Annotated in this window: 23 protein-coding genes and 1 pseudogene; 7 read left to right on the top strand and 17 right to left on the bottom strand. The window is 71.2% G+C overall.

What is annotated here, in order from left to right:
• Positions 1 to 7: 7 nt before the first annotated feature.
• Together IEZ11_RS28790 and IEZ11_RS28785 are read left to right on the top strand one after the other, a co-directional pair.
• A complete protein-coding gene (locus IEZ11_RS28790; RefSeq protein WP_189265821.1) occupies positions 8 to 985 on the top strand; it encodes a glycosyltransferase family 2 protein in 978 nt (325 codons plus the stop codon).
• On the top strand, positions 982 to 2,316 hold the full coding sequence (locus IEZ11_RS28785) for an alpha-2,8-polysialyltransferase family protein (RefSeq protein ID WP_189265820.1): 1,335 nt from the start codon (positions 982 to 984) through the stop codon (positions 2,314 to 2,316). Before IEZ11_RS28790 ends, IEZ11_RS28785 begins: the two co-directional genes overlap by 4 nt.
• Positions 2,317 to 2,431: 115 nt before the next feature.
• Here IEZ11_RS28785 and IEZ11_RS28780 read toward each other — a convergent pair whose 3' ends face one another.
• Positions 2,432 to 4,750 (bottom strand): glycosyltransferase, encoded by a 2,319-nt coding sequence (locus IEZ11_RS28780; RefSeq protein WP_189265819.1) that lies wholly within the window; start codon positions 4,748 to 4,750, stop codon positions 2,432 to 2,434.
• Positions 4,747 to 6,207, bottom strand: coding sequence for a glycosyltransferase family 29 protein (locus tag IEZ11_RS28775; protein WP_189265818.1), 1,461 nt, complete (start codon positions 6,205 to 6,207; stop codon positions 4,747 to 4,749). Before IEZ11_RS28775 ends, IEZ11_RS28780 begins: the two co-directional genes overlap by 4 nt.
• A 262-nt stretch (positions 6,208 to 6,469) precedes the next feature.
• Here IEZ11_RS28775 and IEZ11_RS28770 point away from each other — a divergent pair, with 262 nt between their 5' ends.
• Positions 6,470 to 7,582, top strand: coding sequence for an acyltransferase family protein (locus IEZ11_RS28770; protein WP_189265817.1), 1,113 nt, complete (start codon positions 6,470 to 6,472; stop codon positions 7,580 to 7,582).
• Between the two features lie 437 nt (positions 7,583 to 8,019).
• Here IEZ11_RS28770 and IEZ11_RS28765 read toward each other — a convergent pair whose 3' ends face one another.
• Positions 8,020 to 8,664, bottom strand: coding sequence for a TetR/AcrR family transcriptional regulator C-terminal domain-containing protein (locus IEZ11_RS28765; RefSeq protein WP_189265816.1), 645 nt, complete (start codon positions 8,662 to 8,664; stop codon positions 8,020 to 8,022).
• A gap of 71 nt (positions 8,665 to 8,735) precedes the next feature.
• Between IEZ11_RS28765 and IEZ11_RS28760 the strand changes: the two genes are divergently transcribed.
• Complete coding sequence (locus IEZ11_RS28760; protein WP_189265815.1) at positions 8,736 to 10,115, top strand: FAD-dependent monooxygenase; 1,380 nt, start codon at positions 8,736 to 8,738, stop codon at positions 10,113 to 10,115.
• Between the two features lie 68 nt (positions 10,116 to 10,183).
• Here the strand turns inward: IEZ11_RS28760 and IEZ11_RS28755 are convergent, their stop codons facing one another.
• Complete coding sequence (locus IEZ11_RS28755) at positions 10,184 to 10,867, bottom strand: TMEM175 family protein (protein ID WP_189265814.1); 684 nt, start codon at positions 10,865 to 10,867, stop codon at positions 10,184 to 10,186.
• A 64-nt stretch (positions 10,868 to 10,931) separates the two neighbouring features.
• Entirely contained in the window at positions 10,932 to 11,483 is a 552-nt protein-coding gene (locus IEZ11_RS28750) for a hypothetical protein (RefSeq protein ID WP_189265813.1), read from the bottom strand.
• 126 nt (positions 11,484 to 11,609) lie between these two features.
• On the opposite strand from IEZ11_RS28750, the gene IEZ11_RS28745 reads away from it, so the two are divergent.
• Positions 11,610 to 12,131 (top strand): PadR family transcriptional regulator, encoded by a 522-nt coding sequence (locus IEZ11_RS28745; RefSeq protein WP_189265812.1) that lies wholly within the window; start codon positions 11,610 to 11,612, stop codon positions 12,129 to 12,131.
• Between the two features lie 33 nt (positions 12,132 to 12,164).
• On the opposite strand, the gene leuE is transcribed toward IEZ11_RS28745, so the two are convergent.
• A complete protein-coding gene (gene leuE, locus IEZ11_RS28740) occupies positions 12,165 to 12,818 on the bottom strand; it encodes a leucine efflux protein LeuE (protein ID WP_189265811.1) in 654 nt (217 codons plus the stop codon).
• A gap of 49 nt (positions 12,819 to 12,867) precedes the next feature.
• Positions 12,868 to 14,448 carry an acyl-CoA mutase large subunit family protein gene (locus IEZ11_RS28735; protein ID WP_189265810.1) on the bottom strand — a complete coding sequence of 527 codons (1,581 nt, stop codon included), beginning with the start codon at positions 14,446 to 14,448 and terminating at the stop codon, positions 12,868 to 12,870.
• 123 nt (positions 14,449 to 14,571) lie between these two features.
• Here IEZ11_RS28735 and IEZ11_RS28730 point away from each other — a divergent pair, with 123 nt between their 5' ends.
• Positions 14,572 to 15,420 carry a L,D-transpeptidase family protein gene (locus IEZ11_RS28730; protein ID WP_189265809.1) on the top strand — a complete coding sequence of 283 codons (849 nt, stop codon included), beginning with the start codon at positions 14,572 to 14,574 and terminating at the stop codon, positions 15,418 to 15,420.
• Positions 15,421 to 15,644: 224 nt separating this feature from the next.
• Here the strand turns inward: IEZ11_RS28730 and IEZ11_RS28725 are convergent, their stop codons facing one another.
• Together IEZ11_RS28725 and IEZ11_RS28720 are read right to left on the bottom strand one after the other, a co-directional pair.
• A complete protein-coding gene (locus tag IEZ11_RS28725; protein ID WP_189265808.1) occupies positions 15,645 to 16,754 on the bottom strand; it encodes a coiled-coil domain-containing protein in 1,110 nt (369 codons plus the stop codon).
• Positions 16,754 to 17,416, bottom strand: coding sequence for an RNA polymerase sigma factor (locus tag IEZ11_RS28720; protein WP_189265807.1), 663 nt, complete (start codon positions 17,414 to 17,416; stop codon positions 16,754 to 16,756). The genes IEZ11_RS28725 and IEZ11_RS28720 overlap by 1 nt, the downstream gene beginning before the upstream one ends.
• A 629-nt stretch (positions 17,417 to 18,045) precedes the next feature.
• On the opposite strand from IEZ11_RS28720, the pseudogene IEZ11_RS52535 reads away from it, so the two are divergent.
• Positions 18,046 to 18,213, top strand: a pseudogene (locus IEZ11_RS52535) (ATP-binding protein); the annotation flags it as partial.
• Positions 18,214 to 18,652: 439 nt separating this feature from the next.
• Here IEZ11_RS52535 and IEZ11_RS28715 read toward each other — a convergent pair.
• The 8 genes from IEZ11_RS28715 to IEZ11_RS28680 all read right to left on the bottom strand — a co-directional run bounded on the left by IEZ11_RS28715 (position 18,653) and on the right by IEZ11_RS28680 (position 25,673).
• Positions 18,653 to 20,158, bottom strand: a complete 1,506-nt coding sequence (locus IEZ11_RS28715; protein WP_189265806.1) for an AAA family ATPase — start codon at positions 20,156 to 20,158, stop codon at positions 18,653 to 18,655.
• Positions 20,159 to 20,434: 276 nt separating this feature from the next.
• On the bottom strand, positions 20,435 to 20,674 hold the full coding sequence (locus IEZ11_RS28710; RefSeq protein ID WP_189265892.1) for a hypothetical protein: 240 nt from the start codon (positions 20,672 to 20,674) through the stop codon (positions 20,435 to 20,437).
• A 21-nt stretch (positions 20,675 to 20,695) separates the two neighbouring features.
• Positions 20,696 to 21,295, bottom strand: coding sequence for an RNA polymerase sigma factor (locus IEZ11_RS28705; RefSeq protein ID WP_189265805.1), 600 nt, complete (start codon positions 21,293 to 21,295; stop codon positions 20,696 to 20,698).
• A gap of 245 nt (positions 21,296 to 21,540) precedes the next feature.
• Complete coding sequence (locus tag IEZ11_RS28700) at positions 21,541 to 23,013, bottom strand: MFS transporter (RefSeq protein ID WP_189265804.1); 1,473 nt, start codon at positions 23,011 to 23,013, stop codon at positions 21,541 to 21,543.
• A gap of 95 nt (positions 23,014 to 23,108) precedes the next feature.
• The gene (locus IEZ11_RS28695) at positions 23,109 to 23,519 is read right to left on the bottom strand and encodes a hypothetical protein (RefSeq protein ID WP_229713416.1); all 411 of its coding nucleotides are present in this window, start codon (positions 23,517 to 23,519) and stop codon (positions 23,109 to 23,111) included.
• A 95-nt stretch (positions 23,520 to 23,614) separates the two neighbouring features.
• The gene (locus tag IEZ11_RS28690) at positions 23,615 to 24,160 is read right to left on the bottom strand and encodes a hypothetical protein (protein ID WP_189265802.1); all 546 of its coding nucleotides are present in this window, start codon (positions 24,158 to 24,160) and stop codon (positions 23,615 to 23,617) included.
• Between the two features lie 87 nt (positions 24,161 to 24,247).
• A complete protein-coding gene (locus IEZ11_RS28685; protein ID WP_189265801.1) occupies positions 24,248 to 24,733 on the bottom strand; it encodes a hypothetical protein in 486 nt (161 codons plus the stop codon).
• A gap of 148 nt (positions 24,734 to 24,881) precedes the next feature.
• On the bottom strand, positions 24,882 to 25,673 hold the full coding sequence (locus IEZ11_RS28680) for a DUF4328 domain-containing protein (protein WP_229713415.1): 792 nt from the start codon (positions 25,671 to 25,673) through the stop codon (positions 24,882 to 24,884).
• Positions 25,674 to 25,707: the final 34 nt, after the last annotated feature.

Below are 25,707 nucleotides of genomic sequence, written 5' to 3'. Positions count from 1 at the left end.
CCTCCACGTGGTCAAGCTCTCCGTCATCGTGCCGTTCTACAACGTGCAGCAATACGCGCCCGACACCCTGAGGAGCCTGCGTGCGAACGCGCGTGAGGACTTCGAATTCATTCTCGTCGACGACTGCTCGACCGACGGGACGCCAGAGATTCTCGCGCGAGCAGAGCGCGAGCTGCCAGGCGCGGTCCATGTCAGACACGAACAGAACGGAGGTCTGGCCACCGCGCGCAACACCGGAATCGACAGGGCGCGCGGCGAGTACGTGACCTTCCTGGACGGCGACGACTGGCTGGCACCGGGCTACTACCCGCAGCTGGTCGACGCGATCGAGTCGCTGGGCTGCGACTTCGTCCGCACCGATCATGTGCAGTGCACCGCGCGCGCCCGGGTCGTGACCCGGGTGCCGGTCGGCCGCCGGAACATCGTGATGAACCCGCGGGACGCCATCCTGCCCGCCGACCGGTCCACCTCCGTGGACTACGCCTACGCCTGGGCGGGCGTCTACCACCGCCGGCTGGTGGACAAGGGGCTCGTGCATTTCACGGACGGCCTGCGCACGGCCGAGGACCGGCCGTGGATCTGGAAACTGCACCGGGAAGCCGGTTCCTTCGCCGCGGTGAACCTGCTCGGCGTCTTCTACCGGCGTGGCGTAGCCTCTTCACTCACGCAGATCGGCGACGTCCGTCAGCTCGATTTCATTCGCGCGTTCGACCAGGTGATCGAAGAAACGGCACAGGACGCCGACGCGAAGGAACTCCTGCCCAAGGCCGTCCGCACCTATTGCGCCATCATTTCCCATCACCTGGGATCCATCGAAAGGTTCGAGCCCGCGGTGGCGAAGAAGCTGAAATCCATGAGCGCGGCCGCACTGCGGCGCATGCCGCAGGACGTGCTGGACGAGGCCCTGGACTCCATGGACCTCCAGCGCGCCACCAAACTGCGCCGGCTGCGCCGCCGTCCCGCCCCCGCGGGAGCCGCCGCGTGACCACCCAGATCTTCCAGGCGTCCACCCTCTACGGCACCGCCACCCTGGGCGCCGCCCTGGACTCCGGCGCGTTCCGCCCGGCCGACCGGCGCATCCTGCTGGTCTGCAACAACGCGGCGACGCCCGAGACCACCCCGGGCCTGGACGGGGCACCCGGCTTCGAGCGGCTGCGCGACCGCTTCGACGACGTGATCTCGTACAACGAGACGATCTTCCCGTTCCACCCGGGCGGCTGGGCCCCGCGCCCGGACGACTTCCCGCTCTGGGAGCGTTTCCTGCGCCACGAGTGGCGGCTCGGCGACGACGACGTCGAGTTCGCCGTCGAGTCCATCCAGGTCAACCCCTCGCTCAGCCTCACCCAGATCTTCAACGGCGCCCCGGTCACGGTCTACGCCGACGGCCTGATGAGCTACGGCCCGACCCGCAACAAGATCGACCCGCTGGTCGGCACCCGCGTCGACCGGGTTCTGCACCTGGACCTGGTGCCGGGCCTGAAGCCGATGCTGCTCACCGAGTTCGGCGTCCCCGGCGAGGTCGTGCCGACCGCGGCGTTCATCAAGGTGCTCGCCGAACTCGCCCCCAGCGGTGACGAGTTGCCGCAGATCGACGAACCGGCCCTGCTGCTCGGCCAGTACCTCTCCGCGCTCGACATCCTCACCCCGGAGCAGGAGGAGAACCTGCACGTGCGGATGTTGCGGGGCGCCGTCGAACTCGGCCACACCAAGGTCGTGTTCAAGCCGCACCCCTCCGCCCCGGCCCGGTTCGCCCGGACCCTGGAGCAGGAGGCCGAGAAGCTCAAGGTCGACCTCACCGTCCTGGACACCACGGTCCTCGCCGAGGTGCTCTACCAGCGGATGCGTCCCGCCCTGGTCGTCGGCTGCTTCTCCACCGCGCTGCTCACCGCGTCCGCGCTGTACGGCCTGCCGACCGCCCGCGTCGGCACCGACACCCTCCTCGACCGGCTCACGCCGTACGAGAACAGCAACCGCGTCCCGGTCACCGTCGTCGACGCGCTGGTGCCCGCGCTCGGCGACCGCAAGGCGGTCGAGGCGCAGCGGCCGGGCATGGGCGTCGAGGACCTCGGCGCGCTGATCCGTGCGGTCGGGTTCGCGATGCAGCCGAAGATCTATCCGCAGCTGCGTACCGAGACCGAGCGGTATCTGACCAGGCATCTGAACGAACGCACCATCCGCTACTTCAAGCGCAAGCGCCTGACCTCTCTCGGGCTGCCCGGCGGGGTGCCGGCGCAGCTGGCGTTCCTGCCGCGCAACGCGACGGTGCGGCGGATGGCCCGCAGGGCTCGTAATCTGCGGCGGGTCGTTCGTCGGTAAGTTCCGTCTGCCGTCGTTCGGCTGATGCGCCGTCGTGGCTGGTCGCGCAGTTCCCCGCGCCCCTTATGGGGCGCTGTCCAAGGGGCGGGTCCGAACCGGACCCGCCCCTTCGGTGTCACCTGCCCAGGATCTTCTTGATCGTGGCGCGGTTCTCCTCCGTGACCTTCCACAGCCGCTGCTGGCGGTCGTGCACGTCGGCGACCGTGCGGCTGTGGTTGTCGAGGATGCCGATCGCGCGCTCGGTGAGGATCTCGCCGAGGTCCTTCTCGTGCACCGAGACGCCCCACTCGGGCCGCTCGATGTCGTTCAGGAAGTACGCCATCTTCGGGTGCGAGATCAGGGAGATGATCGGCGTGCCGACGCCGAACGGGATCATGCCTGCGTGCCCGCGCATGCCGATGACCAGGCGGGTCCTGGCGTAGGTCTCGCGGATCTCGTCGTTGGAGAAGTCGTACATCGGGATCACCGGCAGCGAGATGCCGTGCTCGCGGCGCAGGTCGAAGGCGATCTTCTCGTCGTCGAGGGAGTGCGCCACGCACGTGACCTCGGTGTGCTCGCCGATCCTGCGGACGGCCTTGGCCATCTCGGCGAGGAAGTGCCCGTAGTCGTGGCCGAAGCGCAGCCCCGCGCGGTCGTAGGCCGCGTTGAGCATGACCGTGTCCTCGCGGTACCCCGGGTCGGTCCAGCCGGCCACCAGCTGGCGCATGACCGTGGTGGGGCAGGGCTGGAAGACGACCTTGTCCTGGAGCTCCGGCGGCAGCATGCCGCGGACCTTGGCGATGGAGCCGTGGTTGCGCAGCCCGAAGAAGGAGGACTTCTCGACCAGCAGCCGCAGGCTGTCGTTGAACCGGTTGGCCCGGTAGGACTGGCCGTCGAAGGCGTTGAAGCCGACCGCGTAGACCATGATCGGGACGTCGACGGCGCGCAGGTGCTCGTCCGGGACGTTCCACTGCCAGGCGCTGTTGCCGTTGGGCATGGTGTCCGGGATGAACAGACCGCCGCCGCCGATGACCAGGCCGCGGCGGGCGTTGACGCGCTCCAGGGCGGCCTTGTCGAAGTAGCGGTGGGCGTGCACGGAGTGCCAGCGCCGGGAGGTGGTGTCCGGGCCGAAGCCGAGCCGGACGGTCTCCGGGAGCAGCTTGTCGCCCGCGTTGCCCTGCCGGTCCATGTAGAACGCGACGTGCGCGAGCTGGTCCTCGGCGCTGCCCTGCTCCTGGGAGGGGACGGCGGCCGCGCGCTGCGCCCACAGGCGGCTGGAGCGGTGCGTGGGGTCCACGGTGAGGCCGGCGGTGGCGTATCTGAGGGCCTCGGTGTTGTCGCCGTGCACCCAGGCCATCTGGGCGAGCCGCGCGAAGGCGGTGGCGGCCCGGTTGGGGGCGGCGCTGGCCAGCAGCAGCTGGGTCTTGGCCTCCTCGTAGCGGGAGACGCTCATCAGCGCGTGGCCGAGCACCTCGTGCGGCCAGGCCTCGTCCAGCGGGATGTGGACGCTGGACAGGACGTCGACGGCGTCCTGGTAGTCGCCGGCCGCGATGTGCGCGGCGGCCACCTTGCGGGCGATCTCGACGTCACCGGTGCGCCTGACGTGCGGGGTGCCGAAGTGGACGACCAGGTCGTGGTGGAGGCCGCCGGGGGCGGCGAAGTAGGCCGCGTGGAACTCGGCGTCGGTCAGCTCGAACTCGCGCCAGCGGTCCTCGGCCTGCGCGTAGCCGCTCTCGCCGCCCTGCCAGGGCTTGTGGCGCCCGGTGAAGTGCAGGATCTTCGTCTCCTCCGGGACCGGGAGGTCGCCGGAGAGCCGCCGCTTGACGAAGTTGTACTTGGCGTCGAGGCGGACGAAGTCGCCGTCCAGCACGGCGTTCAGGATGCCCTGGTCGTGCTTGTCCAGCTCGTAGTCGCCGCTGCGGCCGGTCTTGTCGATCTTCGCGCAGAACTCGTCGGACAGGTACTCCTTCTGGATGACCAGAAGCCCGGAGTTCAGCTTGTGCTGCCCGTAGAAGAACTGCGGGACGGCCGCGAGTCCCTCGCGCAGTTCCAGGAGCTCGTCCAGACCGCCGAGGACGACCATGTCGGTGTCCAGGGTGATGACGGTGTCGTAGTCGCGCAGCCGGAAGATGTCGAGGATGAAGTACGCCTTGCGGACCAGGTAGTTGTCCTGGTCGCCCTTGACGTAGGAGTCGTAGTGCGTGTCGTTGACCCGCTGCAGCACGATCCGCGGGTGCAGGGCACGGATCTTCGCGATGGAGGCCGGGCGCAGGTCGTCGTAGAGCACGACGAAGTCCTCGCAGACGCCCGGGTTGGACAGGGCGAGGCTGCGCAGCAGGGCCAGGAAGCCGGGCAGGTAGTTCTCGTCCACGTAGGACGCGAACGCGATCCGCCGCTTCTTGGTGAGGGCGCTCGCGTCGGTGTCGGGTATCGGCGGGGTGAAGGTGGTCGTCATCGCAGGGAGATCCTCATGTCGGTCACGCTCTGGGCCCGCTGCATGACCCAATCCTTCTCACTGGTGTATTCGTGCACGGAGGTGATGGCCAGCTTCATGGCCTCCTGCACGCGGTAGGCGCCGCTCTCGTAGAAGTCGAAGCCGATCAGGTCCAGGGTCGGGCTGACGTCCAGGAAGTCCAGCAGCCACAGCATGTTGAAGCCGGAGGTCGGGATGCCCGACCAGGTGTCGGTGGTGATCTGCCCGATGTTCCGCATCGGCCAGCGCAGCGACTCGTCGCCGAGGAACTTCTGCGCGCCGGGCACCAGCTTGTTGCGCAGCGAGTGCTTCCAGTCGCCCGAGACGCCGCCGAAGATCAGCCGGGTGGTCACCGGCTTCTCCCAGTTGAAGGCGTGCTTGTGGATGCTGACGTGGATGTCGGTGCGCTCGCCGGTGTGCTTCGGGTCGATCTTGTACGAGTTGAAACGCACGACCAGGTCGTAGTCGTCGATCTGCTTGCCGATGCCGCTCGCGCCCACCCGGCCGGAGTTGGCGATCAGGCAGACGGACTTGCCGGCGATCTGGTTGCGGAACTCGCCGAGGCTGATCCACTGCACGCCGTCGACGGTCGGATTGCCGACCGGGCCGCGCATCCGGATCCGGCGCTGCTCGGCGTAGAGCGCGACGGCCTGGGCGAGGCCGGCGTCGTTGCCCTCGGCGAGGCGCAGGTCCAGGTACTGGCTGAGCAGCTCCTGCCGGTCGTTCACCGGTGCCTCGTCCTCGGCGAGGGCGAGCAGCGCGCCGACCAGGCGGGGCTCGGCGGCCCGCCAGTCGCCGACGGCCTGGAGGGCGAGGCCCTCGGCCCAGGTGGCGGTGGCGGGGCCGCGGACGTGGTCCGCGGCGGCCGGGACCTGGCGCCCCAGGAGGCCGAGGAGGTCGCTCTCGAGTTCGGCGGCGCGGCGCATGCCGGAGATCCGGCTGGCGACGCCGAAGCCGTCGTCGGTGGTGAGTTCGAGGTAGCGCTCGTAGGCCTCGACGGCCTCGCGCTCCTCGCCGAGGCCCTCCAGGATGCGGGCGCGCAGCCGCCAGCCGGCGCGGGAGTTCCTGCGCTGGGCGAGGACGGTGTCGCTGATCACCAGGGCGAGGTTCAACTCGTCGTTGTAGCCGCACTCCAGGGCCTTGTTGGCGACGGCGAGCAGGGCGTCCAGCAGGTCGTTGTTGATCCCGCCCGAGGAGCTCGCGGCGCCCTTGACGGCGCGCTTGAGAAGCGCCGTCGCACCGCCGGCCGAGACGGGCGCGGAGGTGGTGGTGCCTTCCATGGCGACGACCACCAGCAGCTTGCGCAGCTGCTCCGCCAGTTCCGCGCGCCGGCGGTCGAGGCTGCCGACCACTTTTCCGCTGTGCACGGCGCAGGCGTGCAGGCAGTCGTCCAGCTCCCCTCCGCGCGCAGGTGCCCGCCTGTTCTGGACCCTCGTCATAGCTCTCCTGATTTTGCCAAGCAAAGCTTGTGTAACGGCTGTGTGTGGTGGGGTGGCCCGCACCGGGGGGATGGATGGAGAAACTAGGAAGCCAAAACGACCATATGGTTAACGAATCCCGACTGGTAAGAGAATGGTTAGGAGGTTCACCGCACACTTCCTATGATTCCCCCAGGTGACGGTATTGGGCCTCCCACGTCCCGGGGACTTCAAGAACAGATCGGATGATTAGCCTCCCGGACCCGGGTAGGGGTCCCGGACCATGTCACTCGCGACCCCCACACTGGCGCCCTCGCCCGCGAAGATCCCGGCCGTCCCGGCCCCACCCGGACACCCCCGCAACCGCCTGCTCGCCCTCGACGGACTGCGGCTCGCCGCCGCCCTGATGGTCTGCCTCTACCACTACGCGGGACGCGGCGGAGTCGTCGCCGCGTCCTGGCACCAGAACCCCGAGCACGTCTTCCCGACCCTGTCCCGGGCGGCCGTCTACGGCTGCCTCGGCGTCGAGTTCTTCTTCGTCATCAGCGGCTTCGTGATCTGCATGAGCAGCTGGGGCCGCCCGCTCGGCGACTTCTTCCGCTCCCGCGTCGCCCGCCTCTACCCCGCCTACTGGGTCGCCCTGGTGCTGGTCACCGGGGCGTCCCTGGTCCTGCCGGCCGTCGTCCGCGCGGTGCGCCCCGACGAGTTCCTGGTCAACCTGACGATGCTCCAGCAGCCGATGGGCGCACCCCGCGTCCTGGGAGTCTGCTGGACCCTCTGGGTCGAGGTCCGCTTCTACGCCCTGTTCGCGCTGACCGTCGTCCTGCCGGGGGTCACCTACCGCAGGGTGGTGCTGTTCTGCTCGGTGTGGACCCTGGCCGCCGTGCTGTCCACCGCGGCCGGCGACGGATCGTGGGCCGAGCTGGTCGTCATGCCCCGGTACGCGCCGTACTTCGTCGGCGGCCTCGCCCTCTACCTCGTCCACCGCTTCGGCGGCCGGCTGCTGCCCTGGGGCATCGTGGCGCTCTCCTGGATCCTCGGGCTGCGCACGGCCACCGAGGGGCTGTGGCACCCGGGCGCGCCCCGCGACCCGTACGCCGTGATGCTCGTCGTCACCCTGGCCTTCGCCGCGGTCGCGGCGGTGGCCGCGGGCTGGACCCGACGGATGGCCGGGCCCTGGCTGACCACGGCCGGGGCGCTGACCTATCCCTTCTACCTGGTCCATGAACACATCGGATGGTTCGTGATCCGGGTGTTGCACCGCGGATGGGGAATCCCGCCATGGCCGACGCTGTTGATCACGATGTGCGGAATGCTCGGACTGGCCTGGCTGATCCACCGGTTCGTGGAGACACCGCTGGGGCCGAGATTGAAGAGCGCATTGAAGACGTCGTGAATTCAGTCCTGATTCACCGCCCGTACACTTTCGGAAGTTGGCCCGCCGTTCACCTCTCCGTCGGTTTCGGAGACACACGGCGGGCAGGCACCGTGGAGCCCTGCGGCACACGGCATCCCCGCAGGGTTCCCACGGACTTCCGGAATACGGGGGCGCCCGTGCTCGAAGTCGGGGTCTGCCGTTGATCCCGGGCAGCACCCCGGCCTTCGGGGCGGCGAGGAAGCACGCCTCAGGGCCGCGCTCCCCTCGACCGCCGGCACGGATCCGCGCCGCTCCGCGCGCCACAGTGGAGTTGCGGCATCGGTCTCGAAAGCGGCAGCGTTCGACGCGAGCCCGCACGTCGGGGGATCGAATCCCCGGGTTCCGCAACCAGGACCGTCGCGTCGGGCGCAGCAGGGGAAGCCCCCCTGAGGACCAGCCCGGTTACCACCAGGGCGCTACAGGTATCGCACCCCGATCCCCGCAATCACCATCTCCAGACCCTCCTCGAACTGGTGGTCGTAGTCGGTGAAGAGTTCCCGGCCCGCCGCCGCCGACAGGGGGAAGTCGGCGAGCACACGGGCGCGTTCGGTCACGTCGTAGCCCTCCCGGCGTTCGCCGGGAAGGGGCTCGACGCCCTGTTGCTCGATCACGGAGCCGACGGTGTAGGCGTTCGTCGCCATGCCCGCCTGGGCCGCCTGGGCGAGGGTGAAGCCGGCCGCCGTCATGAGGCGCAGGTACGCCTCCTGCTCCGGGGCGTGCTCGATGCCCGTGAAGCGTGAGCCGCTGTAGACCCGGGCGCCGTCGCGGTAGCCGAGCAGGGTCCCGCGCAGCCCCCGGCTCACCGTGCGCAGCCCGTCCTGCCAGGTGCCGACGGGGTCGAGCCGGGTCTCCGCGGCCATGCGGCGGTACATCTCCGTCGCCATCTCGTCGAGCAGCGCCTGCTTGTCCTTGAAGTGCCAGTAGAGGGCCGGGGCCTTGACGTCCAGCTCCTTGGCGATGCCCCGCAGGGTCAGGCCCTCCAGGCCCACCTCGTTCAGCAGGCGCAGGGCCGTGTCGGCGACCCGGCGGCGGTCGAGGGGGGCTCGTCGTTCCGTACTCACGCTTGACAGCTTAACAGCGTTAAGGGCAGTCTTGTCGCCGGTGGCACTTAACAACGTTAAGGAGAAATGTGATGGATGTAGTGGTTGTAGGCGCCGGGCCCACCGGACTCGCCCTCGGTGTCGACCTCGCCCGGCGCGGGGTGGACGCCCTGGTCGTGGAGGCGGGCGGGAAGCTGTTCCCGGGCTCGCGCGGCAAGGGGATCCAGCCCCGCACCCAGGAGGTCTACGACGACCTCGGCGTCCTCGACGCGATGCGCGCGGCCGGCGGTCCCTACCCGCCGCAGCTGTTCTGGAAGAACGGCGAACCGCTGGAGACGAAGCCGATGTTCGACCCGGTCCCGGCGGACGAGGGCGCGCCGTACACCGAACCGCTGATGGTCGCGCAGTGGCGCACGCAGGAGGTGCTGTACGCGCGGCTGCGGGAGCTGGGCGGCCGGGTGGAGTTCGGGCGCGGTGCGACCGGCCTGGAGCAGGATCCGGAGGGGGTGACGGTCCGCTTCGCCGACGGTACGGCCGAGCGGGCGCGGTACGTGGTGGCGGCGGACGGCGGGCGTTCGACGGTACGGCGCGCGGTGGGCGTCGGGATGACCGGCGAGCCGGTCGACCCGAGCCCGTTCCTGGTGGCCGACCTGCGGGTGCGGGGCCTGGACCGCGACCACTGGCACGTCTTCGCCGACGACGACGGGTACGGCGTGGCGCTGTGCCCGCTGGCCGGCACGGACGACTTCCAGCTGGGCGGCAGGCTCCCCGAGGGCACGGAGGCCGACCTGTCCCTGGCGGGCCTGCGCCGGTTGGTGACGACGTACAGCCACCTGGACGCCGCGGACATCACCGAGCTGCGCTGGGCCTCCGACTTCCGCCCGCGTGCCGCGCTGGCCGACCGGTTCCGGGTGGGCCGGGTCCTGCTGGCCGGGGACGCGGCCCATGTGCACTCCCCGGCCGGCGGCCAGGGCCTGAACACCAGCGTCCAGGACGCCTACAACCTGGGCTGGAAGCTGGCCGCGGTGCTCGCCGGGAAGGCTCCGGACGCGCTCCTCGACACCTACGAGGAGGAGCGCCGGCCGAACGCCGCCGCCATGCTGGGCCTCTCGACGGGCGTCCACCACGGCGAGGTCCGGCGCGGCGAGGCCACGGTCCAGCTGGGCATCGGCTACCGGGAGTCCTCACTGACCGAGGAGACCCGGGCGAACCCCGGCCCGGTACGGGCGGGCGACCGCGCACCGGACGGGCGGAACGCGGACGGGGTGCGGATGTTCGACGCGTTCCGGGGACCGCACTGGACCCTGCTGGCGCCGGAACCGGTGGCCGGCATCCGCAGCCTGCCGGCCCCTCGGTCGTACGGCCCGGGTGTGTTCCTGGTCCGTCCGGACGGCTATGTGGGCTGGGCGGGCGAGACGGCCGAGGGGCTGCGGACGTACGCGGAGCGCGCCGGGGCGTGGACGCTCCGCTAGGAAGTGCCGCGCTGTGCCGTGCTGCGGCTGCGGCGCCGTTGTGGCTGGTCGCGCAGTTCCCCGCGCCCCTACGAGACGCTGCCGGGCCGGCGCCCGAGGCTGCGCAGGCCGATGCGGATCACCGGAAGCAGGGCCCAGCACGCCGACGCCCAGTGGGTGACCAGGGCGACCGGTATGGAGATCAGGAAGGCCAGCATCATCGCGGTGAGCCAGCCCAGCGTGCTCGACACGGCCTCCGCGGAGTCGTCGGCGCCGAACACCCCGGACCTGCGCAGGTCGGCGACGGCCAGCCGGAAGAACAGGCAGGTCAGGACCTGGTTGGCGGCGTACACGATGAACTGGACCTGGTAGGCGTCGGCCTCGCTGGTCAGCAGCTTCGTGGTGAACGGCGTGAGGACGATCGCGAGCAGCCACAGCAGGTTCCACCGGATGGCACCGCCCGAGAGCCCGGTCGCGTACCGGAACAGGCGCTGGTGGACCATCCAGTGGATGGCGATGGCCCAGAAGCTGACCAGGAACGCGGTGTACTCCGCCAGATGGTCGCGCAGGAAGTGCAGGACACCGCTGTTGCCGTGGACCTCCCCGGTGGGGACCGGCAGTTCGAGGGCGAGCAGGGTGATGGCGATGGCCACCACCGCGTCCGAGAAGTAGATCAGCCGCTCCGGACTCACCGGCCGGGGGCCGGGCGCCTCCTCGGTGTTGTCGGTCAGGTCATCGGGCCCGGCGGTGTGCCGCGCGCGAGTGTCGGGCATCTTCTGCTGCTTCCTTTGCTTTCCTGTGCGGTGCCGTGCGGGTGCGGTGTCGCGCGGTGGACGGTCAGGCCAGGGCCTGTGCGGCGCGGGCCCTGGCCCGTGCCGCGTACCGGCCGCCGGCCGCGAAGGGGAGGACGAACGCCAGGACCTGGGCGGTGACGAGCGGCACCGTCGCGGAGTGGTCGTAGTCGACGACGGCGGCACAGGCGAGCGCGCCGAGGGTGAACCCGGTCGCCCAGATGGCGGTCAGCACCATGTTGACCCTGAGGAACCGGGGGGAGTCCCAGAACTCCCGGGGCACCTCGGCTCGGGCGAAGGTCAGGGTGAACGGGCGGTGCACCACGAGGGAGGCCAGGGCCGTGGCCGCCAGGGTGGCGTTCGCCAGGGCACAGATCCAGTGCTGGAGGCCGGTGCCGGGGTCGGCCAGCGCGATGGCGGCCATGACCACGAAGAACCCGCAGGTGGCGGCGGCCAGGAGGTCGACCGTACGGGCGCGGAGCTGCAGGGCCAGCAGATACAGCGCTGCCAGGGCGGCGACGCCCGTGCCCAGTCGCCAGTCGACCGGGCTCAGGGCCGCGTAGCACAGCCAGGGCGCGAACCCGCGGACGTAGTTCACCGGTTGTCTCCTTCGGACAAGCCTTCGGACAGGCCGAGCGTCCAACATTGGACGGTCCAAGAATGGCCTGTCGATCTTGCTCTGTCCAGCCGTGACGGGTGAATTCCGGAAAGGTAGGGTGAGGTCATGAGCTTGCCCCACGCACTCCTCGGCCTCCTGGCCGAGCAGCCCGCCAGTGGATACGACCTGCTCAAGCGGTTCGAGTCAGGCCTGGCCGTCGTGTGGCCGGCCCAGAAGAGCCAGGTCTACGGCGAGTTGGCGAAGCTCAGCGAGAAGGGTCTGATCGAGGTCACCGGGACCGGCGCACGCCAGCGCCGCGAGTACGGCATCACCGAGGCAGGGCGCGCGGAACTGCGCGGCTGGCTCACCGAACCCGGCACCGACTTCGCCTTCCGCAGCGCCGCCCTGCTCCGGGTCTTCTTCCTGTGGACGCTCAGCCGCGAGGAGGGCGTCGACTACCTGGAGAACTTCGCCCGCATCAACCGCGAACGCCTCGCCGCGCTGGAAGCCGTGCGGGACAACGCCGAATGGGTCGGCGACCCGGTGCAGATCTGCGGCTGGCTGATCCTCGAATACGGCCTGCGCGGCTCCACGACGTCAGCGGAGTGGGCCGACTGGGCCGCCGAACGGCTCACCGAACACCTGTGACCCCGACGGTGGCGGGGCCATCGGACGGACGGCTCAGGCGCTGGCCAGCGTCAGCTTCACCGCGAACCCCAGGAACAGCACCCCGGCCGCCGAAGTGGCCGTCGCCGACATCCGCTTGCGACGGCGGAAGGCGTCGGCCAGCCTGGTGCCGCTGAATATCAGGGCGCTGAGGTACAGGAAGCTGGCCAGCTGGGCGAAGGCGCCGAGGACGACGAAGGACAGCGCGGGGTAGGCGTACCCCGGGTCTACGAACTGCACGAAGAAGGCAATGAAGAACAGGATCGCCTTGGGGTTGAAGAGGCTGATCACCAGGGCGCGGCGGTACGGGCGCTCGTGGGCCGGCGCGGCGACCGGCGCCGCCTGCTCGGCCGCCTGTTCCTTCCGCGACCGCCACATCTTCCAGGCCGCCCGCAGCATCCCGGCCGCCAGCCAGGTGAGATAGCCGGCGCCCGCGTACTTCACGATCCCGAACAGCACGGCGTTGGCCTTGAGCAGCGAGGCCACCCCGGCCGCCGACAGCGTCATCAGCACGGTGTCCCCGCACCACACGCCCGCGGCGGCGGTGTAACCGGCCCGGATCCCCTGCCGCGCGGCGACGGACAGCACGTACAGGGAGTTGGGACCGGGCAGCAGGACGATCAGGACGAGTCCTGCCAGATAGGTGGGGAGATCGATGACGCCGAACATGAGAAGCAGTGTCGCACGCGGGTCCGACAACGCCCCCGGGCGCTCCCTGTCAGAACACGTCCGTCGGGACGTACACCCCCCACACCTCCCGGAGCGCGTCGCAGACCTCTCCCACCGTGGCCCGCGCCCGCAGGGCCTCCTTCATCGGCGGGAGGACGTTGTCGTCGCCCTCGGCGGTCTTCGCAAGGGCGGCGAGGGCGGCGGCGACCGTCCGCCGGTCGCGGCCGACGCGCAGCCGGGCGAGGCGTTCCGTCTGCCGGGCCTCGATGGCCGGGTCGACGCGCAGCGGCTCGTACGGTTCCTCCTCGTCCAGCCGGAAGCGGTTGACGCCGACCACCACCCGCTCCCCGCTGTCCTGCTCCCGCGCGATGCGGTAGGCGTTGCGCTCGATCTCCCCCTTCTGGAAGCCGTGTTCGATGGCCGCGACCGCGCCGCCCAGGTCCTCGACCCTCCGCATCAGGCCGACCGCCGCCGCCTCCACCTCGTCCGTCATCCGCTCGATCGCGTAGGAACCGGCGAAGGGGTCGACGGTCGCGGTCACGTCGGTCTCGTGGGCCAGTACCTGCTGGGTGCGCAGGGCGAGGCGGGCGCTCCTGTCGGTGGGCAGGGCGATCGCCTCGTCGAAGGAGTTGGTGTGCAGGGACTGGGTGCCGCCCAGGACCGCGGCCAGGCCCTGGACCGCCACCCGGACCAGGTTCACCTCCGGCTGCTGGGCGGTCAGCTGGACCCCGGCGGTCTGGGTGTGGAAGCGCAGCATCAGCGACCTGGGGTTGCGCGCGCCGAACTCCTCCCGCATCACCCGCGCCCAGATCCGGCGTGCCGCACGGAACTTGGCGACCTCCTCCAGCAGCGTCGTACGGGCCACGAAGAAGAAGGAGAGGCGGGGCGCGAAGTCGTCGACGTCCATGCCGGCCGCCACCGCGGTGCGCACGTACTCGATGCCGTCGGCGAGCGTGAACGCGATCTCCTGCACCGGAGACGCCCCCGCCTCGGCCATGTGGTAGCCGGAGATCGAGATCGTGTTCCAGCGCGGCAGCGCGGTCCGGCAGTACCGGAAGACGTCCGCGGTCAGCCGGAGCGACGGCTCGGGCGGGAAGATGTAGGTGCCCCGCGCGATGTACTCCTTGAGGACGTCGTTCTGGATCGTGCCGGTCAGGGCGTCCGCCGGGATCCCCTGCTCCTCCGCCACCAGTTGGTACAGCAGGAGCAGCACGGCCGCCGGGGCGTTGATCGTCATCGACGTCGAGACCCGGTCCAGGGGGATCCCGGCGAACAGCACCCGCATGTCGTCGACCGAGTCGATCGCCACCCCCACCTTGCCGACCTCGCCGTGCGCGAGGGGCGCGTCGGAGTCGTAGCCCATCTGGGTGGGCAGGTCGAAGGCGACGGAGAGGCCGGTGGTGCCGTGCGCGATGAGCTGCCGGTAGCGGGCGTTGGACTCGGCGGCCGTGCCGAAGCCGGCGTACTGGCGCATGGTCCAGGGGCGGCCGGTGTACATCGTCGGGTGGACGCCCCGGGTGAAGGGGTACGACCCCGGGTCGCCGAGTTTGCCGGCCGGGTCCCAGCCCGCCAGGTCCTCCGGTCCGTAGACCGGCTCGACGGGCAGTCCCGACTCCGACTCACGGACCATGGTAGATGACCTCCGCGGTAGGCCGGCACGCCGTTGCGCCGGTACTGCTCTGTCCCGGTACGTCTGTCGGTTCCCACCATGCCCCCTTGTTCGGCGGCGGTCACGCGGGGAAGCATCCTCGGCATGAAGGTCTCGGGGCACACAGGGATCCTGGCCGCCGCACTGGCCGCGCTGACCGCACTGGCCGCGCTGAGCGGGTGCACCGTGCAGCCGCCGGCCGGCGGGGACGCCAAGGGGCACTCGCCCGTCCACATCGACCTCCCGCGCAGTCCGACGCCCAGGGCCGGCACCTCCGCCCCGTCACCGTCCGCGTCCCCGTCCGCTGTCGAGACCGACCCGCCGCACATCGTCTTCACCCGCGGCGACACCGGCACCGGTGTCCGTGAGCTGCAGGCCCGGCTGCGCCAGGTCGACTGGCTGTTCGACGGGCCCACGGGGACCTACGACGACCTCACCGCTCAGGCCGTCCGGGGCTTCCAGGGCAGGCGCGGGCTGCCGCGGACGGGTGAGACCGACGCCGTGACCTGGCGGCGGCTGGTGCGGATGACGCACAGACCGGGGAAGTGGGAGCTGTACCTGATGGGCGGTCAGCCGGCCGCCGCGCCCGATCCGCGGTGCCTGACCGGGCGGGTGCTGTGCATCAGCAAGACCAGCCGGACGCTGCGCTGGATGATCGACGGGCGCACGGTGTCGGAGATGTCGGTGCGGTTCGGGGCGCAGTACACCCCGACGCGCGAGGGGGTGTTCCACGTCTACTGGAAGTCCCGCCACCACTTCTCGACGCTCTACCACTCCTCGATGCCGTACGCGATGTTCTTCAGCGGCGGCCAGGCGGTGCACTACTCCTACGACTTCGCGGCCCGGGGCTACGCGGGCGGTTCGCACGGGTGCGTCAACGTGCGGGACGAGGCGGCGATCGCGGCCCTGTTCGCGCAGGTGCGCAACGGCGACAAGGTCGTCGTCTACTGGTGAGCGGGGACGTGCGAAGGATGTTCGGGGCGCGGGCGGGACCGGGGGAACGTGTCCCGCCCGCGCCGATGCACGAGCCACGGGTACGGGGGGAACCCCGGCTCTGTGCGACGGCCGATGACCAGTCGGCTCACTCTGTACTGCGGCGTCGCCGCCGAAAACGTCACACCTCGCGGGAAAAAAGTTCAGCGAATTTCAAAACCGCAGGTCACAGCGGTGCGTAAAGGTCAAAGCGCGCTGTAGGTGGGGCTGGGCAAGGCGCCGGCCTGGTTCGACGGCCGGGGCGAGAAGGCGGTCGGGGCGGGTGTGGCCATGCCGTCCTGGCCGTGGCTGTCACCCTTGCCGCCGCCCGGACCGCCGATACCGAGGCCGTTGCCTCTGCCCGGCCGGCCGCCGCCGTCGTCGCCCTGACCGCTGCCGTCGCCCTGGCCGCCGTTCTGACCGCCCTGGCCGCTGCCGCCGTTCTCGCCGCCGCTGCCGCCGCCGCTGCCGCCGCCGTTGCCACTGCCGTTGTCGTCGCCGGAGGCGGTGTCCTTGCCGGTCAGCCCGGGGCCGAGGACCGCCTTGCAGAACTTGTTCACCCGGCCGGGGCCGCCTGCCAGGCCCTCCAGGGCGCGCTTGCGGTCGGCGCCCAGCGTCTTGCCGTTCTGGATCGCACGGCAGGACGTCAGCGCACCGCTCCACCCGCCGGCCGGGAAGCCGGGCGAGGCGCTGTCCCGGTTCTTCGGCCTGCCGGACGAGCCGGGCGCGCTCTGCCCGGAACCGGCGGACGTGGCACCGGAGGAGGGCGTGGCGCTCTCGCCGCCGAGCAGGGACTCGGGGGACGAGGAGCCGTCCGGGCGGGCGGGGGTACCGGCGGCGGAGACGGAGGCGGCCGGGCCGGGACGGTTGTCGTCGAACGGCGTGGGCAGCACCCCGGTGCCGGCGGCCACCGCGACCCCGCCGAGCATGCCGACGGTCAGCGCAGCGGCGAGGCCGAGCCGTGCGGGGCGGAGCCGTGCGGTTCCCGGCCGGCCCGGGACCCGGTTCGGCCGGGAACCGGCGCCGATACGGAAGAGACCCGCGTCGGCGGCCCGCCCGCCCGTCCAAGGCTGCGCGACCGCACCGGTCCCCGCGTCCTCGGCGGATTCGCGCGCTTTGCGGAAGGCAGCCAGCGCGGCTTCCTCACCGGGGAGTTCGGCGCTGGCCGGCGTGGCCCGCGCGGAGAGCGCGCCGAGCGTCCTGGCGAGACGTTCTGCCTGGTCACGGGCGGAGGCATCGACAGCTTCGAGCGACTCACCGCGCAGCAGACGTTCCGCCGTCACCCGGTTCAGCCACTTGTACCGCTCGTCGGCCATCACATGTCCTTCTGCGTCCGCGAACGCGTATGCGTCACACTGGCGGACGTCACCGTACGATCCTTCGGTTCTCTTTGGGGCGGAAGCGCGTCGAGGACGCCCGCCTTCTCCGGATCGGCGCCGAGCATTTCCGCGAGTTTCCTCAGGCCCCGGTGGGCTGCCGTCCGGACGGCGCCGGCGCGTTTGCCGAGGGTCTCGGCGGCGGTCTTGGCGTCCAGGCCCACGACCACCCTGAGGACGACCGCCTCGGCCTGGTCCTGCGGCAGCCGGGCGATGAGGGAGAGGGTGGAGTCGGTGGTCAGCGCCTCTATGGCCTCGCCGGCGGTGTCCGAGTCGGCGGCCCGGCCGGCCAGCTCCGTCTCGTCGCCGCCGATCGCGGGGCGGCGGCCGCGCATCCGTATGTGGTCGAGGGCACGGTTGCGGGCGATCCGGGCGGCCCAGCCGCGGAACCGGTCGGCGTCGCCGCTGAACCGGTCGAGGTCACGGGCTATCTGGAGCCAGGCCTCGGAGGCGACGTCCTCGGCGTCCGGGTCACCGACCAGCGTTCGGACGTATCCGAGCAGGCGTGGCTGGACCGCGCGATAGACGATGCGGAACGCGGTCTCGTCCCCGTCCTGTGCCGCACGCACCGCGGCGGTCAGCTCCGCGTCGTCCCCCAGCACCCGATATCCCTCTTTGCGCCTAAACCGGCGCCGCTCTCGCGGACGTGGTTCCTCGCCGTCGTGGTTCCTCAATTGATGGTTGCGGTGTTCGGGGCCGCGGATGGTTGCGGTGGTCATGCGTCCCCCGCGGCCCGGCGCGAACTGCACGTTACGCACTGAAACCGTTCGCCGTCCACGTCCGTACAAAGTGCAACTGACTCGTGACGCCGTGGGGTGTGACAGAAAACGCACTCATGGCGCTGAACAGAGTACGGGCCGCCGCGCGGTCCGTACCGCGCGACGGCCGGGGCCTCTCCTGTGGGGGGTGGCGGCCCCGGCCGTTGCTTCGGTCTATGGCTCTGAACTGCGGCGATGAGCGATTTTCGTGACCAATGCGGCCAGCGCGTGACCAACGGACCAGACGTCACGTGTGATGCTAGCCAGACCGATGAGCTGAGCCGCTCCGGTCGCTGGCTCGTCAACCCCATCTACTCTGCGCTCCCGTGCAGCAGCCATCCCGGTCCACTCCTGCGCTCGGCCCGGATCTCCGCCACCAGCTCTTCCGCTGCTCGGGATCGGCCTGTTCATGAGCTTGAGTCGATGCTGTCCTACCTGACCAGGGTGCTGAAGATACCGACCATCGGTGCCTTCTGGGAGGAGCTGGCCGACCCGACCAGGCCCGAGACCAGAACTGGTCCCACGAGGAGTATCTGGCGGCCCTGCTGCAGCGGCAGGTCGCCGATCGGGAGTCCAAGGGCACCCCGATGCGGATCCGCACGGCCCACTTTCCGCAGGTCAAGACGCTGGAGGACTTCAACCTCGACCACCTGCCATCAACGGCTGGACCTCGCGGCATAGAACGGAAGTGTCGGGACCTGAGGGGTCACTTCACCCACTCGCCAGCACCCGAACCTCCCGACTCAGCCGCCTGCACCCCGCATAGACACCACCGAATTCGCCAACGGTGTCCTCACAGGGACGTGACCGGTCGAGACGGCGAGCCGCCCTGCAGGAAGGCCGATGTCTTCGACGGAACAGGATGGCTTGAGAGGCGAAGGCCGGTGGGCCGAAAGACGAGGGGCACTCCGACAACCGTTGTACGCAGGTCAGCATTACGCCGTTCCGCCAGTGGCTCGGCGGGATTCGACACGCGCGCCGGGTTCCGGTGCGCCCCGTTGGGGAAAGCCAGGTCGTCCCCTACGCGGCTCGCCTGCGGGACCAAGGCGTGCCTGGTTCAAAGACTGGCGCCCCTTGGTGTCAGCTGCCGTACAGGGTGGCCAGGTCGACCAGGAGAAGATCGTCACGATGGTCGGCCAGGTCGACCAGGTCGGGGTAGAAGCCGTGCAGGGAGTACAGGGCCAGAGTGGTGGAGGCGGTGTCGTACCCCTGGTCTGCGAGCAGACCACGGACGCGTTCCAGGCGCTCCAGGTCACCGGTGCCCCGGCGGGCGGCGGTCGCCTTGGCCTCGCCCAGCAGCGCGATCCTCGCGCGAGGAGCCTGTGGGCGCTCACCGGCGGCCAGGGCGATGACATCGACCTCGTGCTTCGTCCGGGCGGCCTGGTCAGCGACCTCGGTGGTACCGACCGGGCCAGGCAGTCCGCTGGGCAGCAGGATGTGGGCGTAGCGGCGGGTGAAGTCGCGGGCCAGGTCCTCGAAGTGCGGCCCGAGGATTTTGGAGTTGAAGGTCGGAGCCGCCTGCTGCCACACCTGCTCGGCGAAGCCCTGCTCCACGGCGGCGACCTGCGGGAGGGTGATGAGCTGGTTGAAGCGGATGACGGGGTCGACGAGGGTGATGACGGGGTGCCTGGAGCGGAGGATGTCCTGTTCCCGCCGGATGTAGCCGGTGGATTCGAGCACTCCGAGCGGGTGGGCGACGGCGTTGCGCGGGCGCTCCAGGGCGGCACCGATCCTGCTGGGTGTGCTCGCCCCGTTCGCGATCGCGGTGAGGATGTCGTAGTACAGCGTGTGCTGCGTGATCCTCGGGTCCTCACGCAGCAGGTACTCGGTCTCGGTACGCGAGTACACCGCCCGCCCCGGGTCCAGCAGCGTCCGGGTGAGCCAGGTGTCGAAGCCGTCGTCCGGATGCGGCCGGGCGGCCACCGGCCGGTAGCCGGGGGCTCCGCCCAGGACCGCGTGCACCTTCAGCGCGGTCAGCGGGTCGGTGATCTGCCAGAAGGACCGGCTGTCACGGTAATCGAAGGCACCCAGCCGTAGATCGACGACGGCACGTCCCCGTAGCGGCTTGGTCCCCGAAAGCAGTTCGTGCATGACGCTCATCGCGGAGCCGCACAGGATCAGCCGCGGCCCCGGCCCGGCACCGGGCCGGGCGCCCCGCTGGCGTTCGTCGTAAAGCTGTTGCAGCAGCCCCGGGATTTCAGGCGAGTGCTGGAGCAAGTACGGCAGCTCGTCGATCACCAAGAGCGGGTGGGTCGAACGGGCGGTCACATCGAGGGCGTTGGAGAGGACGTCACGCCAATCGGTCAGACGCAGACTTCCTGGCCTCAGACCGGCGTGGACGGCGACCGCGTCACTGAACCGCTGGATCGCGGGCAACCGCCCCTCCTCCCGCACCGCTGTGACGTACAGGCCGCCGACCTGCTCGGACAGGGCCTGCAGGAGGTACGACTTCCCGTGCCGCCGCCGGCCCGACACGATGCCGAGCCGCATCGCCGGATCCGGATCGGTCAGGAACTCCGCGAGCAGATCCCACTCCCGGCTCCGGTCGACCACGTCGTCCGGCTTGGCCAGCGGGCTTTCCTTCACTCGCCCTCCTCCGAATCCACATCTACATCTACATCTACATCGACTGTGACAAAATTTGTCCAAGTGTACTTCGACAAAAAACGTCGTACTGGATTTGCCCCTGAACGCGGACACCCAGCGGTTTGCCGTATGACCAACGCGTGACCAACAGCGGTCAGGAACAGTCAGAAACACCCAGATGAGGACCCATCCCCGCAGTAGACGAGAGCCAGCCCCACTCCGCGATCGACGTGACCGATACGCGACCGGCGGACCGGACGTCCCGTGCGGTCCGGGTCAGTCGGACGGTGTCGGGACGGGCCGCCAGTCGTCGCGGCGGCGGGGACGGGCGCGATGGGCGCCGGTGTCCCGGGCGGTGCGGAAGGCGGTCATCGCCCGCTGTTCGCCCTCGGTGTCCACACCGTCCTCGCGGAGCGCGGCGGCGAGCACGGCCTCCAGCCCGGGTCCGGTCGCCGTGCCACCCGGGTGCGCGGACCGACGGCCGCGGTCGGCGTCGTGGCCGCGTCGTTCACCCATGTTCCGGTCCCTCCTTCCTGCTCAGTTCGGCTCCGCCCGCGTCCCGTCCGTGACACCCAGCCGCCGGGCCAGGGCCTTCAGCCCGCGGTGGGCGGCGGTGCGCACCGCGCCCGGACGCTTGCCGAGGACCCGGGCGGCGGCGGGACCGTCGAGGCCGACCACCACCCGCAGCAGCACGGCCTCGGCCTGGTCGCGGGGCAGCGAGCGGACCAGTTCCAGGGCGCGCTCGGTGGAGAGCGCTTCCAGCGCCTGCTCGTGGGTGCTGTGCCCGGACGGCAGGTCCAGCAGGTCGCGCTCCGGCACCGACGGCCGGGGCCGTACCCGCTGCCGGCGCAGATGGTCCAGGGCCCGGTGCCGGGCGATGGTCGCCGTCCAGCCCCGGAAACCGGCCCCGTCGCCCTGGAAGCGCCCCAGGTCCCGGGCGATCTCCAGCCAGGCGTCGGCGGCCACGTCCTCGGCGTCGTCCCCGACGATCCCGCGGAGGTAGCCGAGCAGGCCGGGCTGCACCAGCCGGTAGGCGACCGCGAAGGCCGCCTCGTCGCCCTCCTGGGCGCGCGCCACGGCCGCGCCGAGCTCACCGTCGTACGCCTGTGCGCGGCGGGTGTCCCCTCCCTGGCCCAACGCGATCCCGTCCGTACCGAGTGCGAATCGGGCTCTGCCGAACCCGAACCCGTGCCATGCCGTGCCGAGCCGTGCGGCGCCGTGCGGCGCCGTGCGGCACCCGCGGTGGTGCGCACGGCCCCCACGATCACCAGCGCCGGGCCGCACCGAAATGTCACACAGGGAGTTCACAGCCGACACGGTCGGCCGAGGTGGGCCGAGGTCGGGCGAGGCCGGGCGGGGAGCCCGGCCGATGCCGGTGGGGCTCAGGTGGCCGAGTCCACCGGCTCCGGGGCCCGTTCCGGCGCGGCCTGCGGGGTGGGTACCCGGTCCGCGTTCACGACCACGCCGGCGACCAGCGCACCCAGCAGCAGCGCGGCCATCGCCCACCAGGTGGCCACGTTGAAGCCGTGCACCGCGGCCTTCGCGGCCAGCAGCGCCTTGTCCGGGACGGTCGCGGCATGCGCGGTGGCGTACCGGGTGGTGACGCTGGCGGCGATGGTGTTGAGAAGTGCCGTACCGATCGAACCGCCCACCTGCTGGGCGGTGTTGAAGGTGGCCGAGGCCGCGCCCGAGTCCCGCGGGGCGACGTTGCCGGTGGCCAGGGAGACGGAGGTCATCATCGCCGTGCCCATGCCGAGGCCGAGCATCAGCATGCCGGGCAGGATGTGCGAGGCGTACGCCGGCTCGACCCCGACCTGGGCTATCAGCACCAGCGCCCCGGCCGCGACCAGCAGTCCGGGCACCATCAGCACGCGGGGCGGGACCCGGTGCAGCAGCCGGGCGGCGACCTGGGTGGAGCCGGTGACCATGCCCACGGTGATGGGGAGGTAGGCGACGCCGGTCTTCACGGGCGAGTAGCCGAGGACGCGTTGCATGTAGTACGTCAGGAAGAGGAAGACGCCGAACATGCCGACGGTCACCAGCAGCACGGTGAGGAACGCGCCGATGCGCTGCCGGTCCCGTACGACGGTCATCGGGAGCAGCGGCACCGGGGCCCGGGTCTGCCAGTACCCGAAGAGGCCGAGCAGCGCGACCCCGCCGCAGAGCAGCGCCAGGACCAGGCCGTCGGTCCAGCTCCGGGACTCCGCCTCGGAGAAGCCGTAGACCAGGGCGAGCATGCCGGCCGAGCCGAACAGGGCGCCGGGGACGTCGAGGCGGGCGTCGGGATGACGGCCGCCGCCGGGCAGCAGGACCCAGGCGCCGGCGAACGCGGCCAGGGCGATCGGCACGTTGACGTACAGGCACCAGCGCCAGTCCAGGTACTGGGTGAGGAAGCCGCCCGCGAGCAGCCCGACCGCGGCACCGGCGCCGATGATGGCGCCGAAGATACCGAACGCCTTCCCGCGTTCCTTCGGGTCGGTGAACGTCGTGGTGAGCAGCGACAGCGCGGCCGGGGCGAGCAGCGCGGCGAACACGCCCTGCAGGGCCCGTGCCCCGAACAGCATCCCCTGGTCGACCGCGGCCCCGCCGAGCGCGGAGGCGGCCGCGAAGCCGACCAGGCCGGTCATGAACGCCACCCTGCGTCCGGCCAGGTCGGCGATCCGGCCACCGAGCAGCAGGAGTCCGCCGAAGGCGAGGGTGTAGGAGGTGATCACCCATTGCCGGTTGCCGTCGGACATGTGCAGGGCGACCTGGGCGGAGGGGAGCGCGATGTTGACGATGGTCATGTCGAGCACGACCATCAGCTGGGCCAGTGCGATGACGACGAGGGCCCACCAGCGTCGGTTGTCGGCCATGGGCCAATCGTGCTCCCCCGACACCCACTTGGGAACGCCTGCGTCTCTTATTACGGTGTTTTTGCCGACCCTCTCGCCGCCTGTCGCGCCCCTGGCTACTCCAGGGCGTCCCGGCACAGCAGTCGCAGGGAGCCGTGGCCGCCGTAGCACCGCCGGGCCTCGTCGATCGGGTCCCACAGCCGGCCGTCGGGGGTACGGATCCAGTGCTCCCCGCCGGACGCCCACCACTCGGCGCCGGTGTGACGGACGATCACCTCACCGGCGTAGGCCCCGAGGCCGCGCAGCGTCTCGCGCACGGCGTCGTACGGCACGCCCTCCCGGCGTATCTCCTCGATCACCCGGTCGACCCGCCACAGGCTGGGCGCCGAGTAGTCGAGCCGGACCCGGGCGCCTTCGCGCAGGACCGCCACCGCGTCCGCCGCCCACCGGGCCGGTCTGGCGGCGGCGTGCGGCCTGGTCTGCTGCTGCGCTGTCCCCTGGCGGGATGTCACGTAGTGGGCTCTCACATAGGGAAGATCCAGGCCGACGGCGGTTTCGTCACCCGGATTCGGCGCTGCCGCGGCAACCGGCGCAGGACCCGCCCACCGCCCTCACGAATGGTTCACCCGCGCCCGCGGGCACGGCGGGAGACCACCGCGCGCAGCACCCGGCGGCCCTCGGTGGAGACGTCCAGCGCGCGGCGCAGTCCGGCCGCGCCGTGCCCGGCGAGCAGTTCGAGCACCGTGACCTGGCGGCGCAGTTCGGCGGCGACCAGCGGGGACATGCCCTCGGTGCCGCCCTCGCGGCGGCTGTCCACCGGGGACGAGGTGTCCCCGGCGGGGTCGAGGATCCGGTGGATCCGGAGCGAGGCGACGGAACACGCGTCGGCCCACAGCCGGACGGCGTCGGCCTCGGGCGCGGCGGGGGCGGCGTCGAGCATCCGCCGGGCGAGCGCCTCGGCCTCGCCTGGCCGGTCGCCCGCGCCGAGCGCGCCGCGCGCCTTCTCCAGTCCCGCGCTCCAGTCGGAGCCGTCGGCGAGGCTCGCCCACAGCGGCCGCAGCACCAGGTCGTCCCCGCCCAGCAGCGGCACGCACCGATCCAAACAGGCCAACCCGCTGGCGGCCAGTCCGCGTTCATCGGCCTGAGCGATCAGCTCCACCAGGCTCATCCCACGCCTCCCAGAAACGGTACACACCAAGGCCCGACATGCACGGAGCCCGTACACTCCCTGACTGCGTGCGACGGTACGGCAGTGTCACACAGGCAGGACACCCAGGATCCGGAGAAGCCCGAAGAAAGGGTTTTCAGCCAACGGCGCGTCCGGGTCGGGATCGGCGGTCAGTACGGCGAGGAGCGCCTCCGGGGCGACGGTGTGCCCGGCCTCGGCGGCCCAGGCGGCGGCGCGGTCGGCCGCGTCGCGGGGGTCGAGGAAGTAGTCGTCCAGGGACAGCCCCTGCCCGTCGACGGCCAGGAAGCGGGCCGCGGCCGCCCGGCCCAGACAGGTGGTCCAGCCACCGCTCCGCGGCGCCGCTGCCTCGACGACCACGCAGGCGCCGTCCATCACATAGCCGAAGAGCGCCGGTGCGCCGGTGCGCGCGGCGAGGGCGTTCATGCTGCCGACGTCGGCGCCGGGACTGTCGTAGCGCCACACGCGCCGGCCGCCGGGACCCGAGCGCCACAAGTGCCCCCCACCGGACGGCGGTTCACCCTGACCGACGACGAAATACCCCCAGTAGCCCATGTCCGTCCCCCTGTGTCCCCGAATGGTCCCGCGCCGAATACACCACAGGGGCACGGGGGTCCACCAGACGCGTACGGGCGCGCGGGCGGACGAACGGACGGACGGACAGCCGAAGGGAGGGGCCGGTGGCCGAGGGGACGGGGCGGTGTCAGAACCCTGTCGGGGCCGCGCCCGCCGTCGCCTTCTCGTGCTGCATCCGGGTCAGCCGCACCACGACCAGGATCGCGAGGACGGCGGCGGCGATGTCGAGGGTGTCCGAGAGGACGAGTCGCAGGGCGCCGTCGCGGACCTGGGCGGCACCCTCCGCGTCGTCGCCGCTCGTGGCGAGGGGGTCGGCGAACAGCGCGGCCAGCCACAGCGTCCACCAGGCGTTGACCAGCGTGTGCGAACGGGTCGTGCCCCAGGGGCTGCTGGCGTCCCAGACGTCGAGGGTGATCCGGCGCGGGTACCAGAGGTTCACGACCGGTACGAACCAGCCGCCGATCGCCCAGCCCGGCGACTTGCTCTGCCCGAGCGGGTCGAACACCTGGGCGTTGGCCCGCACCCGCTGGAACCAGCTCAGGTACACGATCCCGCAGGCGAGCAGCGAACCCGCCTGGGCACCGCCGGCGACGCCCAGCATCCGGTCGGCGCGGTCGGCCCGGCGGAACGCGGCGGCGCCGGTCTCGCCGTCCGCCAGTGCCCCCGCCGCGTCGTACTGGAGGAGGTCCGCCCAGACGGAGAACAGGTCGGCGGCCACGACCACCCCGAGCAGGACGACGGTGGCCCAGCCGAGGCCCACCGGCGAGCGCAGCCACTGACCGGGCGTGCTGCCGAAGGGCGGGACCGGCTCCGTCGAGCCGCCCAGGCAGCGGTGGCACAGGGTGGTGCCGGGCGCGGCGGCGAAGTGGTGGCAGCGGGCGCAGATCAAGACGGTTCCCCCGGGGACGCGGTCGGGCACGGTGCCCTCCCCAGGCCCGCGCGCGGAATGCGGA

The sequence above is a fragment of the Streptomyces fuscichromogenes genome (genome assembly GCF_014645815.1).
In the GTDB taxonomy this organism is placed as follows: domain Bacteria; phylum Actinomycetota; class Actinomycetes; order Streptomycetales; family Streptomycetaceae; genus Streptomyces; species Streptomyces fuscichromogenes.
Note: the sequence above shows the minus strand (reverse complement) of the source record. Positions and strands in the feature narration are given on the sequence as shown.

Bases quoted from the DNA above. Each gene is read 5' to 3' on its own strand.
- IEZ11_RS28685 (WP_189265801.1), bottom strand. From the start codon at position 24,733: ATGGGCTACTGGGGGTATTTCGTCGTCGGTCAGGGTGAACCGCCGTCC.
- IEZ11_RS28755 (WP_189265814.1), bottom strand. From the start codon at position 10,867: ATGCCCGACACTCGCGCGCGGCACACCGCCGGGCCCGATGACCTGACC.
- leuE (WP_189265811.1), bottom strand. From the start codon at position 12,818: ATGTTCGGCGTCATCGATCTCCCCACCTATCTGGCAGGACTCGTCCTG.
- IEZ11_RS28735 (WP_189265810.1), bottom strand. From the start codon at position 14,448: ATGGTCCGTGAGTCGGAGTCGGGACTGCCCGTCGAGCCGGTCTACGGA.
- IEZ11_RS28775 (WP_189265818.1), bottom strand. From the start codon at position 6,207: ATGACGAGGGTCCAGAACAGGCGGGCACCTGCGCGCGGAGGGGAGCTG.
- IEZ11_RS28770 (WP_189265817.1), top strand. From the start codon at position 6,470: ATGTCACTCGCGACCCCCACACTGGCGCCCTCGCCCGCGAAGATCCCG.
- IEZ11_RS28745 (WP_189265812.1), top strand. From the start codon at position 11,610: ATGAGCTTGCCCCACGCACTCCTCGGCCTCCTGGCCGAGCAGCCCGCC.
- IEZ11_RS28690 (WP_189265802.1), bottom strand. From the start codon at position 24,160: ATGAGCCTGGTGGAGCTGATCGCTCAGGCCGATGAACGCGGACTGGCC.
- IEZ11_RS28700 (WP_189265804.1), bottom strand. From the start codon at position 23,013: ATGGCCGACAACCGACGCTGGTGGGCCCTCGTCGTCATCGCACTGGCC.
- IEZ11_RS28730 (WP_189265809.1), top strand. From the start codon at position 14,572: ATGAAGGTCTCGGGGCACACAGGGATCCTGGCCGCCGCACTGGCCGCG.
- IEZ11_RS28780 (WP_189265819.1), bottom strand. From the start codon at position 4,750: ATGACGACCACCTTCACCCCGCCGATACCCGACACCGACGCGAGCGCC.
- IEZ11_RS28725 (WP_189265808.1), bottom strand. From the start codon at position 16,754: ATGGCCGACGAGCGGTACAAGTGGCTGAACCGGGTGACGGCGGAACGT.
- IEZ11_RS28760 (WP_189265815.1), top strand. From the start codon at position 8,736: ATGGATGTAGTGGTTGTAGGCGCCGGGCCCACCGGACTCGCCCTCGGT.
- IEZ11_RS28710 (WP_189265892.1), bottom strand. From the start codon at position 20,674: ATGGGTGAACGACGCGGCCACGACGCCGACCGCGGCCGTCGGTCCGCG.